Source organism: Haloparvum alkalitolerans (assembly GCF_055381565.1).
Window position 1 is genome coordinate 851,822 of record NZ_AP043938.1, and the last position, 12,949, is coordinate 864,770.

Below are 12,949 nucleotides of genomic sequence, written 5' to 3' on the forward strand. Positions count from 1 at the left end.
TTTCACGAGTCCGGAGAACGCGAGACGGTGGTCCGGGTCCGTCTCGGAACCGGACTCAGATCACTTTCGTCAGGTCGTGAACGACCCCCGCGACCGCGTCCATCGTCTCCTCGTCCACCTGAGCGACGCGTTTCGCGATTTCCTGATGAGGAAGCACATGGAGCGACCACGGGCTAACGTAGCTCGGATACGTCTTGAGTTCGCCCTGGGTCAGCGAATCCGCGGTCAACTCGACCGCCGTCTCGCGGTTCGTGGAAGTGACGACGGCGACGGTGTATCGGTCTCCGTGGAACGGGCGGTTCCGGTTGGACACGACGAGGTACGGTCGAACGCCGCTCTTGAACGTCGCCGGTGCGAGAACGACGCTTCCGTGTGCGTACGCCATTCGTTACGCGTTCTCTCCGAGGTCCGGTGCCGACTCGGCCCACTCATCGTCGTCGCCGTACGCGTCGTCGCCGTACGCCGCTTCGATCTCCCGGAGACTCACCGCGTTGGCGACCCGCGAGGCCGCGACGTCGTCAGCGACCGCCCAGTACGAGTCGACCTTCCGAACGAGACCCCTCTCCCGAAGCCGGGCGAGCGTCTTGTGGACGCTCGAATGGGGAACGCTGGTCATCTCTGCCAATTCCTTGGGAGAAAACCCCATGTCCGGGTGGTCCAGAAGGACCGAGAGGAGCTCGTGCGCGTTCGTCTCCGGTTTGATCGGCGGCGTCTCGTCCGCCGGGTCGAGCTTGATCGGCATAGGTGTCCGCGTCTGTCAGAGTACGTCAGAGATCGTCATAAACGTTACCCGTCAGGACGGAGGCGGATGTCGCTACCGCCGATCCGAGGACTCGAAACGGATGGGCCGGTCACTCCAACTTCTCCTGCCACTCCTGGACCTTCGCCAGCAGTTCGACCGGCGGCGTCTCGTTGACGTCCACGTCCGCGAGCGCGTCGAGGACCGCGGCCGTCTCCGGGTCGAGCGCGGGCTCGTCGGCGGCCGCGGACCCCGCTTCCGGCGCGGACGCCGCCCCGGCCGCGGCGGTCTCGCCGCCGTCCGCGGCGCTGGTCGCGCGGTCGGCGTTCGTCCGCGCCGCGTCCCCGTCGTCCGCGTCGCCGCCTGCGTCGCCGCCGCCCGCGGACGCGAACGATCCGGAGGAGAGGTCGAAGACGACCTGTTCGGTGTCTCCGCCGGATCCGCCGGTCGCCGCGCCGCCGCGCCCGCCCGCGGAGCCGCCCCGCGCCTCGATGGCCTTCTCCTGCCGGAGGCGGTCGAGGACCTCGCCGGCACGGTCGACCACGGGGTTCGGGACGCCCGCCAGGTCCGCGACGTGGATGCCGTACGAGCGGTCGGTGGGCCCCTCCTCGACCGTGCGGAGGAACGTCACCTCGCCGTCGCGCTCGTCGGCCGCGACGTGGACGTTGTGGACGCGCGGGAGGTGGTCCGCGAGCGTCGTCAGCTCGTGGTAGTGGGTCGCGAACAGCGTCTTCGCGCGCACCTCGTTGTGGAGGTACTCGGTGGCGGCCCACGCGATGGAGATGCCGTCGTAGGTGGCGGTGCCGCGGCCCACCTCGTCGAGGATGACCAGCGAGTCCTCGGTCGCGGAGTGGAGGATGTTCGACAGCTCCTGCATCTCGACCATGAACGTCGACCGCCCCTGGGCGAGCTCGTCGAGCGCGCCGACGCGCGTGTAGACGCCGTCGACGAGCCCGATCCGGGCCGACCGCGCGGGGACGAACGACCCCACCTGCGCCAGCAGGGTGATAAGCGCCGCCTGCCGCATGTAGGTGGACTTCCCGCTCATGTTCGGCCCCGTGACGATCAGGAAGCCGCGCTCGCGGTCCATGTGGAGGTCGTTCGGCACGAAGTCGGTCGTCCGCTCCACGACTGGATGCCGACCCGCCTCCACGTCCAGCGGTCCCGGCTCCGCGAGCGCCGGCCGCGTCCAGTCGTTGGCCGCGGCGTGCTCCGCGAACGACGCCAGCGCGTCCAGCTCCGCAACCGTCCGCCCCACGTCCTGCAACAGGGAGGCGCGGTCGGCCACGCGGTCGCGCAGGGACTCGAACAGCTCGTACTCCAGGTCGCCGCGGGCCTCCTCCAGCCGCATGACCTCCCGCTCGCGCTCCTCCAGCTCGTCGGTGACGAACCGCTTGGAGTTCTTCAGCGTCTTTATCTCCCGGTAGTGGTCCGGGACCTCATCCGCCACGGACTTGCCGACCTGGATGTAGTAGCCGTCCGTCTTGTTGCGGTCGACGGTGACGTGCGAGAGGCCGTACTGGCGCTTCTCGCGCTCCGCGAGGGTGTCGAGCCACTCCTTGGCCGCCTCGTGCTCCTCGATGATCGCGTCGAGCTCCTCGTCGTAGCCGCGCTGAAACAGCCCGCCCTGCGTGACGGTGCTCGGCGGGTCCTCCGCGAGCGCCTCGTCGAGCTCGTCGTGGAGCGCGCGGGCGGCCTCGCGGTCGGGCCGGTCGAGCACCGCGGCCACCGGCGAGTCAGCGAGCGGCGTGTCGGAGACGGCGTCCGCGAGCGCCGGCAGGAGCCCGAGCGTGTCCCGGACGGACAGCAGCTGGCGCGCGCCGGCGCTCCCGCTCGTGGCGCGGGCGGCGAGCCGTTCGAGGTCGTAGGCGCCCTCCAGCACCTCCCGGAGCCGGTCGCGGGCCAGCGCGGCGGACGCCAGCGCCTCCACGGCGTCGAGCCGGCGGTCAAGCTCCGCGCGGTCGCGGCGCGGGCGGGTGATCCACTCCCGGAGGAGCCGCCCGCCGGGGCTGGTGACGGTGTGGTCGACGGCGTCGACCAGCGACCCCTCGCCGTCCCCGCTCATCGTCTCGGTGAGTTCGAGGTTGCGCTGCGTGGTGGCGTCGAGCTCGACGTGGTCGTCCGCGCCGTAGGCGGTGAGTCGGGTCATCGACGCCAGCACGCCCGCGCCGGTCTCCTCGACGTACGCGAGGGCCGCGCCCGCCGCGCGGAGCGCCGGCTCGGAGTCGAGGCCGACCGCGTCCGCGGTCTCGTCGCCGAACTGCTCGCGGACGGCGTGTTTCGCGCGGCCGGGCGCGAACGCCTCCGCGTCGTGGACCGAGAGCGCGGCGTCGACCGCCTCGCGGATCGCCGACAGCGTCGCGTCGTCGTTTCTGACGGCCGGCCCGGGCAGCACCTCGACCGGGTCGAAGCGGTAGAGTTCGGCACGCGCCTCGCCGCGGTCCGCGACCTCCGTCACCAGAAATCGGCCCGTCGTCACGTCGGCGAAGGCCAGTCCGTAGGGGCCGTCCGCGTCGGTGTCCGCGCCCGTGTCGGGGCCGGCGCTGGAGCGATCTCGACCGCCGGACCCGGCGCGCACCACCGCGGCGAGGTACTGTGCGTCGGCGTCGGTCGTCTCCAGTAGCGTTCCGGGGGTGACGATCCGCGTGATCTCGCGGGCGTGGCCGCCGTCCTCCGTGTCGTACTGGTCGGCGACCGCGACCCGGTAGCCGCGCTCGACGAGCGCCTTCAGGTAGGGGGTCAGCTCCGAGAGCGGGACGCCCGCCATCGGGTACGAGGAGCCGTGCGAGGACTTCTGGGACACCTTCAGGTCGAGCTCCTCGCCGACCGTCTCGGCGTCGTCCGCGAAGAACTCGTAGAAGTCGCCGCACTGCATCGCGAGGAGGTCCGCGTCGGCCTCCGCCTTCAGCGAGAGGAACTCCCCGACGATCCCTTGAGCCATACCCGTACTCCCGCCGTGGCGCGCTAAAACCCTGCGGGTCGGCGCGGGTGTGGGGACCGATCCGTCGCGGCGCGTGTCGGCGGGACGGCACCGCCGCTCTGCGGCTCGGCGGCTGCCGCGTCGTTGACCCGCCCCTACCCGGTGGGTCCCCGACGCGACGTGTCGGATCCCCTCGCCCGACTTTGAAGCTTTTCCGTTCCGTGACGGGGGGAGACGACCGCGAGCCCCGGCCCGCGGCTACCGGTCCAGCGCCGTCGGGTTCACCGCGCCCGGTCCCTCCCCCACGTCGTAGCCGCGGCGGAGCGCCTCGCCCATCTCCCCGACGCTCGCCTCGACCGCGGCCCGGAGCGGTTCCCCGCGGGCGAGCCGGGACGCGACCGCGCTCGAGAGTGTGCAGCCGGAGCCGTGCGTCGCGCGCGTTTCGACGCGAGGCGACTCGATGCGGAATGCGTCGATGGCTGCGCTTCCGCCGTCCCCGCCGGAGCGGCCGGGCGACAGCGCCAGCACGTCCACGACGGCGTCGCCCGGCAGGTGCCCGCCCGTCACTAGCGCGGCTTCGGCGCCCATTCCCACGAGGTCCCGCGCCGCGGCCGCCGCCGCGTCGGGATCGGTCACCTCGCGGTCGGTCAGCACCGCGGCCTCGTCGGCGTTGGGGGTGACGAGCGTCGCCGCCGCGATCAGGTCCTCGTAGGCGGCCTCCGCCGCGGGCGCCAGCAGGCGGTCCCCCGTCGCGGCCACCATCACGGGGTCGACGACGAGCGGGGCCTCGGCGCCAGAGAAAGCCTCGGTCACGGCGGCGACCGTCTCCGCGGTCGCCAGCATCCCGGTCTTGACCGCCCGCACCGCGAAGTCCTCGCGGACCGCCGCGATCTGCGCCGCGACGTGGTCGGTCGGGACCGGATGCACGTCCGTCACCCCCTGCGTGTTCTGTGCGGTCGTCGCCGCCACCGCCGAAGTGCCGAAGACGCCGTGAGTGCTCATCGTCTTCAGGTCCGCCTGGATCCCCGCCCCGCCGCCGCTGTCGCTGCCCGCGACGGTCAGCGCCACCGGCCGCGAGACCGGATCGTACGCGTCGGTCATGTTCGGTCGATAATAATCTCTCGGTTGTATTAGCTGGTTGTGGTTCGGGACAGTGGCGTGACCGCGCGGTTGCGGAGCGGTTGGAGGTGGTTGCGGGGCGGTCGCGGTACTGTGCGGTCGCGGTACTGTGCGGTCGCGGTACTGTGCGGTCGCGGTACTGTGCGGTCGGCGCGCGCCGCGGCGACCTTGTGTCGCCGCGACCGCGCGAGGGAGGCCGCGGGCCGGCCGCCTGCGTTGCGGTTTCGCGGCCGGCCTGCGGCCGAGGTTGGGGAGGTGTGAGGCCTGCGGTGCCGTGCGGAGGGTGGGACTGAAAGGGGCAGCCGGCTCGATCCGGCCCCGACGACGCAAGCACCGCAGCGGGCTTTGCGGAGAGCGAGGAGCGCAGCGAGGCGCGGCCGGTCGAGCCGGCTGGGGCTTTCCGGGTGTTGCTGTCCAGATTAACAGACACGCCAGCCGTTCAAAAATCGCCTGCGTATAGAGAGCCGGCTGGGGCTTTCTGAGCATCTCGCTCCCGGACACCGGAACCAGCATCTCGGACAGAAATATCGACACGGAATCACCGGGTACGAACGGTGAAGGGCCTTTATCCGCCGTGTTCGCCTAATCAGTATTCCGCGGCGTCCCAGCGCACGTCGTCGTACGTCCGCAGGCGCTCGGCGTCGAACCCCTGCTCGAACTTCCGGCGGAGGGAGGCCTTCTCCTCGGCGCCGATCCGCGCGAGCTCGTCGGCCTTCGCGACCGCTTCGGGCGGGCCGCGGGCCGCGGCCACGTCCGCGAGCGCCTGCGTCGTGAGCGCGTCGCGGACCCCGGGGTCGCGGGTGAACGCGTACGGCGCCTCCACCTTGTAGGGCACGTCGGTCCGCGGGTCGTAGACCACCATGAACGTCGTCTCGTACGCCTCGGGGTCGAGTTCGCGGTCGATCCCGAGCGCGTCGCCGTCCGCGGCCATGTGGCGGTCCGTGCCGCCGCGGGCGCGGAACCACGTCGTGCAGGTGAGCTCGTCGGTCTGGAGCTCACCGTCGTCGTCCCGGCGCTCCAGCAGGCGGGTGAAAAGCGCCGCGTCGTCGGGCCACGGCGCCTCGATGCCCTTCGCGTTCAGGACCCGGACGACCGCGCGCCCGGAGGGGTTCTTCACGAACCCGGCGAGGGGCACGTCCGCCTCGACGGCGCGCTCCACGAGGCGGACGTAGTTCTCGATGACGGCGCTCGGCTTCGCCTCGCGGGCGAGGTCGCCGAGTTCGGGGTCGCGGTCGACCCAGGTGAACAGCTCCTTCGGGTAGATGGGGCCGTCGAGGACGAGCAGGTCCGCGACCGCGTCGAAGTGCTCCAGGGCGTGGCTGCTCTCGGCGAGGTAGAGCGCGAGCGCGTGGACGACGCTCTCGGCGTAGCGGTTGACGGTCGGGACGTGGAGCACGCGCTGGCGGGTGTGGCCCTCGTCGCGCGGGAACCACTCCGTGTCGTGGTCGGTGGTCGTGTCCGCGGAGTGGACCGTCGCGACGATGGTCCGCGAGCGGTGGAGGCCGAGATCCGTCGGCTCCGAGGCCATCGCGGCGTGGGCCACGTCGACCACCAGCCCGTTCTTGAACGTCGTGGGGTTGATCGTCCCCGAGTCGAGGCCGTGCGTCGTCGGGAACGGGCGCTCCGTCAGCGCCACGTCGTCGACCGCGACCCGGCGCTTCGCGTGGTCCGCGACCGGTTCGAGGACGGTCCGCCCGTCGCGGCGCAGGTCCGGGAGGAAGTCGCTCCAGACCCGACTCGCGAGGTCCTCGTGGTCGGTCGTGTCGACGTTGCCCGCGATGGAACGGGCCAACCGCGCGATGTTGTCGACGTGGATCGGGTCGAGCGTCACGTCCTCCCACGGGGCCGTCGGCGACTAAAAGGGGTCGGTCAGGGGGTCGGGGATCCGGATATCCTTCCCGTTTGTCCATTACTGTTCGGGAAAATGAGGATCTTCCCAGAAATGGCCGGTCGAGGACGGCTTTCGATCGCCGAACGTCAGTTTTTGTTCGGTTCGAGTGGACGGTTTGCGAACGGTTGGCAGAATTTCTGACTATAGTAAATTATTTACGAAAACCCTATTAGCCGGGCGTCGGACTTCCGGGTATGCACAGGAGGGTTCGCGGATGAGCGTGCTCGAGACGGATCCCGAGGACACGATTCGCGTGATCGACGAGGACGGCGAGGTCGTCGGCGACGTGCCCGACCTCTCCGAGGAGGAATTCGTGGCGATGTACCGCTACATGAAGCTGGCCCGCCACTTCGACGAGCGGGCCGTGAGCCTCCAGCGGCAGGGGCGGATGGGGACCTACCCGCCGCTGTCGGGGCAAGAGGGCGCCCAGATCGGCTCCGCGCTCGCGCTCGCGGACGACGACTGGATCGTCCCCTCGTACCGCGAACACGGCGCGGCGCTGGTTCGCGGCGTCCCGCTGAAACAGACCCTGCTCTACTGGATGGGCCACGAGGACGGCAACCGGATGCCCGAGGGCGTCAACGTGTTCCCGGTCGCGGTGCCCATCGCCTCGCAGATCCCTCACGCCACCGGCGCGGCGTGGGCCAAAAAGCTGCAGGGCGACGACGACGTGTTCCTCTGTTACTTCGGCGACGGCGCCACCAGCGAGGGCGACTTCCACGAGGGGCTCAACTTCGCGGGCGTCTTCGACACGCCGACGGTCTTCTTCTGTAACAACAACCAGTGGGCCATCTCGGTCCCGCGCGAGCGCCAGACCGCCTCCGCGACGCTGGCCCAGAAGGCCGAGGCCTACGGCTTCGAGGGCGTCCGCGTCGACGGCATGGACCCCCTCGCCGTGTACAAGGCGACGACCGCGGCCGTCGAGAAGGCCCGCGACCCCGACGAGGGACGGCTCCGCCCGACGATGATCGAGGCGGTGCAGTATCGCTTCGGCGCGCACACGACCGCGGACGACCCCACGGTCTACCGCGACGAGGACGAGGTCGAGAAGTGGAAGGCGAAAGACCCCATCCCGAGGCTGGAGAAGTACCTCCGCGCGGAGGGGGTCCTCGACGACGACCGCGTCGCGGAGGTCGAGGCGTCGGTCAAGGAGCAGGTCGCCGACGCCATCGACGCCGCGGAGTCGGTGCCGCGGCCGGAGCCGCGCGAGATGTTCGAGCACGTCTACGAGGCCCTGCCGCCCGAGTTGGAGCGGCAGTACGAGGAGTTCGCCGCGGTGCGCGAGGAGTACGGCGACGATGCGTTCCTGGAGGACTGAGATGACGGAGACACAGAACCTCACGCTGGTGCAGGCGGTACGGGACGGACTGTTCACCGAGATGAGCGCGGACGAGGACGTGGTCGTCCTCGGCGAGGACGTCGGCAAGAACGGCGGCGTCTTCCGCGCCACCGAGGGCCTCTACGACGAGTTCGGCGGCGACCGCGTCATCGACACGCCGCTGGCGGAGTCGGGCATCATCGGCGCCGCGGTCGGGATGGCGGCGATGGGGATGCGGCCGGTGCCGGAGTGCCAGTTCTCCGGCTTCATGTACCCCGGCTTCGACCAGATCGTCTCCCACATGTCGCGGTTCCGCACCCGGAGCCGGAGCCGGTTCACGCTCCCCATGACGTTACGCGCCCCCTACGGCGGCGGGATCCGCGCACCGGAACACCACTCCGAGTCGAAGGAGGCCTTCTACGCCCACGAGGCCGGGCTGAAGGTCGCCATCCCCTCGACGCCGTACGACGCGAAGGGGATGCTCATCTCGGCCATCCGCGACCCCGACCCGGTCGTCTTCCTCGAACCGAAGCTCATCTACCGCGCGTTCCGCGGCGAGGTGCCCGAGGCGGACTACGAGGTGCCGCTCGGCGAGGCGATCACGCGCCGCGAGGGCGACGACATCGCCGTGTTCACCTGGGGCGCGATGACCCGGCCGACGATGGAGGCCGCCGAGAGCCTCGCCGAGGAGGGGATCGAGTGCGAGGTCGTCGACCTGCGCACCGTCTCCCCCCTCGACCGCGAGGCGATCGTCGAGGCGTTCGAGAAGACGGGCCGCGCGGCCGTGGTCCACGAGGCGCCCAAGTCGGGCGGGCTCGGCGCCGAGATCACCGCGACCATCCAGGAGGAGGCGCTGCTGTACCAGGAGGCGCCGGTCAAGCGGATCACCGGCTTCGACGTGCCGTTCCCGCTGTACGCGCTCGAGGACTACTACCTGCCGAGCGCCGCGCGCGTCGAGGCGGGCGTCAAGGAGGCGGTGAACTTCCCATGACGACGAAGGAGTTCAAGCTCCCCGACGTGGGGGAGGGCGTCGCCGAGGGCGAACTGGTCAACTGGCTCGTCGCGCCGGGCGACACCGTCACCGAGGACCAGCCGGTCGCGGAGGTGGAGACGGACAAGGCGCTCGTGGAGATCCCCTCGTCGTACGACGGGACCGTGAAGGAGCTGCTCGTCGAGGAGGGCGAGATGGTCCCGGTCGGCGACGTGATCATCACCTTCACCGTCGACGAGGAGGGCGACGGCGGCGAGCAGGCGGCCGAGGAGGAAGCAGCCGGCGGTGCGGAGGCCGCAGAACCGGTCGACGAGGAGGCGGCCGCAGAAACGGCCGCCGCGGAAGAAGAGGACTCCGCGGACGAGCCGGCCGAGCCGCCGGCCCCCGACGGACGCGTGTTCGCGCCGCCCTCGGTCCGCCGGCTGGCGCGCGAACTCGGCGTCGACCTCGGCGCCGTCTCCGGGTCCGGACCCGGCGGTCGCGTGAGCGAGACGGACGTGCGCGCCCACGCCGAGGGCGGCTCCGGGGCCGGGACCGCTTCCGAGGCGAGCGGGAGCGGCGAGCCCGCGCCCGAGCCGGCGTCGACCGACGCCGGCCGGAAGTCCGCGGTCTCGAAGCGCGGGGGGGAGGCGACGGCGTCGGGCGCGTCCGACGCCGTCGAGCCCGCCGGCCGCGAGACGACGCTCGCGGTCCCGGCGACCAGAAAAACCGCCCGCGAGGCGGGCGTCGACATCGACGACGTGCCGACCGACGAGACCCGCGACGGCGAGGCGTTCGTCACCGCCGAGCAGGTGGAGGCGTACGCGGCCGCACGGCGCGGCGAGGGCGCGGCGGGCGCGGCCGGTGAACCCGAACCGGCGGCGACCCCGGGCGCGGCGGCAGAAACCGAGACCGCCGGCGCCGACGTCGCCGGCCCGCAACCGGAGGAGACGGTGCCGTACCGCGGCGTGCGGCGCACCATCGGCAAGCAGATGGCGCGCTCGAAGTACACCGCGCCCCACGTCACCCACCACGACACCGCCGAGGTGGACGCGCTCGTGGAGGCTCGCGAGACGCTGAAGCCGAAGGCCGAGGCGGAGGGGGTGAAGCTCACCTACATGCCCTTCGTGATGAAGGCCATCGTGGCCGGCCTGAAGGAGCACCCCTACCTCAACAGCGAACTCCGCGAGGACGACGAGGAGATCGCCCTGAAAAACTACTACAACATCGGCATCGCGGTCGCCACCGACGCCGGCCTGATGGTCCCCGTGGTCGAGGACGTCGACGAGAAGGGGATCTTCGAGCTGGCCGAGGAAGTCAACGACCTCGCGGCACGCGCCCGCGAACGGAAACTGAAGCCCGCGGAGATGAAGGGCGGCACCTTCACGATCACCAACTTCGGCGCCATCGGCGGCGAGTACGCGACGCCGATCATCAACTACCCCGAGACGGCGATCCTCGGCCTCGGCGCCATCGAGAAGCGGCCCGTGGTCCGCGAGGTCGACCCGGACGACTCGTTCCTCGGCGACGAGGGCGGCGAGGAGGTCGTCGCGGCGCCGACGCTCCCGCTCTCGCTGTCGATCGACCACCGCGTCATCGACGGCGCCGTGGCCGCGCAGTTCGCCAACACCGTGATGGACCACCTTGAAAGCCCCCTGCTGCTACTTGACTCATAATGGTCGTCGGAGACATCGCGACCGGGACTGACGTACTGGTGATCGGCGCCGGGCCGGGCGGCTACGTGGCCGCCATCCGCGCCGCGCAAGAAGGCCTCGACACGACGCTGGTCGAGAAGGACGCCTACGGCGGCGCCTGCCTCAACCGCGGCTGTATCCCCTCGAAGGCGCTGATCACCGGCGCCGGACTGGCCCACGAAGCGGGCAACGCCGAGCACATGGGGATCCACGCCGACCCCGCCGTCGACATGGCGGGCATGCAGTCGTGGAAGGACGGCGTCGTGGAGCAGCTCACCGGCGGCGTCGAGAAGCTCTGCAAGGCCAACGGCGTCAACCTGGTCGAGGGGACCGCCACGTTCGCCGACGAGAACAGGGTCCGCGTCGCCCACGGCGGCGAGGGGCAGGGCTCGGAGTCCATCGAGTTCGAGCACGCCATAATCGCCACCGGCTCGCGGCCGATCCAGATCCCCGGCTTCGAGTACGCCGAGGACCACGTCTGGTCGGCGGAGGACGCGCTCGCGGCCGAGACGGTCCCGGACCGGCTGGTCGTGGTCGGCGGCGGCTACATCGGCATGGAGCTGGCGACCGTCTACGCCAAACTCGGCGCGGACGTGACCGTCGTGGAGATGCTCGACGACATCCTCGTCCCCTACGAGGACGACGTCTCCCGGATCGTCCGGAAGCGCGCCGAGGATCTCGGGATCGAGTTCCACTTCGGCGAGGGCGCGAGCGGCTGGGAGGAGGGCCCGGACGGCGGCTACCTCATCTCGACCGAGACGGAGGACGGCGAGGAGTCGAGCTACGCCGCGGACAGGGTGCTGGTCGCAGTCGGCCGCCAGCCGGTCACGGACACCCTCGAGTTGGAGAACGCCGGGATCGAGACGACCGAGGGCGGCTTCATCGAGACCGACGACCGCACCCGGACGAGCGTCGAGCACGTCCACGCGGTCGGCGACGTGGCCGGCGAGCCGATGCTGGCACACAAGGCCTCGAAGGAGGGGATCGTCGCCGCGGAGGTGATCGCGGGCGAGCCGGCGGCGCTCGACCAGCAGGCGATCCCCGCGGCCGTCTTCACGGACCCCGAGATCGCCACGGTCGGCATGACCGAGGCCGAGGCGGTCGAGGCCGGCTACGAGCCCGCGGTCGGGCAGATGCCGTTCAACGCCTCGGGGCGCGCGCTGACGACGGGCCACACCGACGGCTTCGTCCGCATCGTCGCCGACGAGGGGAGCGGCGTCGTGCTCGGCGGGCAGATCGTCGGCCCGGAGGCCTCGGAGCTGATCGCCGAGGTGACCCTGGCGATCGAGATGGGCGCGACGCTCGAGGACGTGGCGGCGACGGTCCACACCCACCCCACCCTCGCGGAGGCGGTCATGGAGGCCGCGGAGAACGCGCTGGGGCAGGCGATCCACACCCTGAACCGGTAGGTCGACGCCGCGGGTCGACCCGGGCCCGGAACGCGGGGAACGGCGCCGCCGCTCGCGGGCGTCGTTCCAAACGCCGGCGGGAGGCCGGCGTCGATACCACTGCCAAGCGGTACGACTCACGTCCCGGGCGGCGGGGCGAGTGAGTCACCAGTACGTGATCTCCGGGACCGTAAATATTTTGTCGTTAGTACGAAATACGCGCCCTCGGGAGTTCTACCGACCGTTCACACGGGGTAGATCGACCGGAGTACGTCAGCCGATGATCTGAAACTCCCGGCCGGCCGCGGCGTCGCCCGGGAGCCCCCAGAAGACGAACCGGTGAACGCCGGGGCCGAGCGCTGGGCAGACGCGCAGCCCCTCGGGACCGAGCGCGGCGATCTCCGGCTCGCGGAGCCGGACCGACCACGCGTACCCCCCGCCGCTGCCGACCGTCCGCACCTCGTCGGGGAACGCGGGGATCGCCCCGTCGGCGCCGCGGACCTCCTGCCAGCCCGCCTCCGTCCGGCGCTGGATGCTGACCAGTTCCTTCGGGCCGATCTCGATTTCGGCGTCCGAGAGGTTCCGGAGGGTGACCCGGAGCTCGTTGCCGTAGCTCTGTTGTGTCCCCTGTGCGGCCAGCTCGAAGCGGTGTCCGTCCGGCGTCCGCGCGGTGACGTACTGGACCGCGTCGTCGTCGAACGGCGGGTCGAAGCGCTCGAACCCCTCGTCCGAGCACTCGAGGCTCGCGGGCGTTCCCTCGGGACCTTGCGGACCGTCGCCGGCCGCGAAATCCAGACAGCCGGCGGTCCCGGCGACCCCCGCCCCGGCCGCGGTCAGCAGCGCGCGTCGCGAGAACTCCATAGTCGCCATAGTCGCGGCCGGGGTTTCAACGCCGCGACTCGCCGCGGCG

The 12,949-nt window shown here is 71.2% G+C and carries 10 protein-coding genes; 4 read left to right on the plus strand and 6 right to left on the minus strand.

Annotated features, from left to right (window positions below; genetic code table 11):
• Positions 1-55 precede the first annotated feature (55 nt).
• The 5 genes from ACZ432_RS06705 to ACZ432_RS06725 form a co-directional block, all read right to left on the minus strand.
• Positions 56-385 carry a type II toxin-antitoxin system PemK/MazF family toxin gene (locus tag ACZ432_RS06705; RefSeq protein ID WP_426963750.1) on the minus strand — a complete coding sequence of 110 codons (330 nt, stop codon included), beginning with the start codon at positions 383-385 and terminating at the stop codon, positions 56-58.
• Positions 386-388: 3 nt separating this feature from the next.
• A complete protein-coding gene (locus tag ACZ432_RS06710) occupies positions 389-742 on the minus strand; it encodes a MarR family transcriptional regulator (protein WP_426963749.1) in 354 nt (117 codons plus the stop codon).
• Between the two features lie 109 nt (positions 743-851).
• Positions 852-3,680, minus strand: coding sequence for a DNA mismatch repair protein MutS (mutS, locus tag ACZ432_RS06715; RefSeq protein ID WP_426963748.1), 2,829 nt, complete (start codon positions 3,678-3,680; stop codon positions 852-854).
• 237 nt (positions 3,681-3,917) lie between these two features.
• Positions 3,918-4,760, minus strand: coding sequence for a bifunctional hydroxymethylpyrimidine kinase/phosphomethylpyrimidine kinase (gene thiD / locus ACZ432_RS06720; RefSeq protein WP_426963747.1), 843 nt, complete (start codon positions 4,758-4,760; stop codon positions 3,918-3,920).
• A gap of 604 nt (positions 4,761-5,364) precedes the next feature.
• Positions 5,365-6,609 (minus strand): DNA double-strand break repair nuclease NurA, encoded by a 1,245-nt coding sequence (locus ACZ432_RS06725; protein ID WP_426963746.1) that lies wholly within the window; start codon positions 6,607-6,609, stop codon positions 5,365-5,367.
• Positions 6,610-6,883: 274 nt separating this feature from the next.
• Here ACZ432_RS06725 and pdhA point away from each other — a divergent pair, with 274 nt between their 5' ends.
• From pdhA to lpdA, 4 genes are read left to right on the plus strand one after another with little or no spacing between them, the layout of a single operon-like run.
• Positions 6,884-7,987 (plus strand): pyruvate dehydrogenase (acetyl-transferring) E1 component subunit alpha, encoded by a 1,104-nt coding sequence (gene pdhA, locus ACZ432_RS06730; protein ID WP_426963745.1) that lies wholly within the window; start codon positions 6,884-6,886, stop codon positions 7,985-7,987.
• Position 7,988: 1 nt separating this feature from the next.
• Positions 7,989-8,978 (plus strand): alpha-ketoacid dehydrogenase subunit beta, encoded by a 990-nt coding sequence (locus ACZ432_RS06735; protein ID WP_426963743.1) that lies wholly within the window; start codon positions 7,989-7,991, stop codon positions 8,976-8,978.
• Positions 8,975-10,633 (plus strand): dihydrolipoamide acetyltransferase family protein, encoded by a 1,659-nt coding sequence (locus ACZ432_RS06740; protein WP_426963742.1) that lies wholly within the window; start codon positions 8,975-8,977, stop codon positions 10,631-10,633. The genes ACZ432_RS06735 and ACZ432_RS06740 overlap by 4 nt, the downstream gene beginning before the upstream one ends.
• The gene (gene lpdA / locus ACZ432_RS06745) at positions 10,633-12,060 is read left to right on the plus strand and encodes a dihydrolipoyl dehydrogenase (RefSeq protein WP_426963741.1); all 1,428 of its coding nucleotides are present in this window, start codon (positions 10,633-10,635) and stop codon (positions 12,058-12,060) included. The genes ACZ432_RS06740 and lpdA overlap by 1 nt, the downstream gene beginning before the upstream one ends.
• A gap of 252 nt (positions 12,061-12,312) precedes the next feature.
• Here the strand turns inward: lpdA and ACZ432_RS06750 are convergent, their stop codons facing one another.
• Entirely contained in the window at positions 12,313-12,900 is a 588-nt protein-coding gene (locus ACZ432_RS06750) for a hypothetical protein (RefSeq protein WP_426963740.1), read from the minus strand.
• Positions 12,901-12,949: the final 49 nt, after the last annotated feature.

Bases quoted from the DNA above. Each gene is read 5' to 3' on its own strand.
- ACZ432_RS06705 (WP_426963750.1), bottom strand. From the start codon at position 385: ATGGCGTACGCACACGGAAGCGTCGTTCTCGCACCGGCGACGTTCAAG.
- ACZ432_RS06710 (WP_426963749.1), bottom strand. From the start codon at position 742: ATGCCGATCAAGCTCGACCCGGCGGACGAGACGCCGCCGATCAAACCG.
- mutS (WP_426963748.1), bottom strand. From the start codon at position 3,680: ATGGCTCAAGGGATCGTCGGGGAGTTCCTCTCGCTGAAGGCGGAGGCC.
- thiD (WP_426963747.1), bottom strand. From the start codon at position 4,760: ATGACCGACGCGTACGATCCGGTCTCGCGGCCGGTGGCGCTGACCGTC.
- pdhA (WP_426963745.1), top strand. From the start codon at position 6,884: ATGAGCGTGCTCGAGACGGATCCCGAGGACACGATTCGCGTGATCGAC.
- ACZ432_RS06735 (WP_426963743.1), top strand. From the start codon at position 7,989: ATGACGGAGACACAGAACCTCACGCTGGTGCAGGCGGTACGGGACGGA.
- ACZ432_RS06740 (WP_426963742.1), top strand. From the start codon at position 8,975: ATGACGACGAAGGAGTTCAAGCTCCCCGACGTGGGGGAGGGCGTCGCC.
- lpdA (WP_426963741.1), top strand. From the start codon at position 10,633: ATGGTCGTCGGAGACATCGCGACCGGGACTGACGTACTGGTGATCGGC.
- ACZ432_RS06750 (WP_426963740.1), bottom strand. From the start codon at position 12,900: ATGGAGTTCTCGCGACGCGCGCTGCTGACCGCGGCCGGGGCGGGGGTC.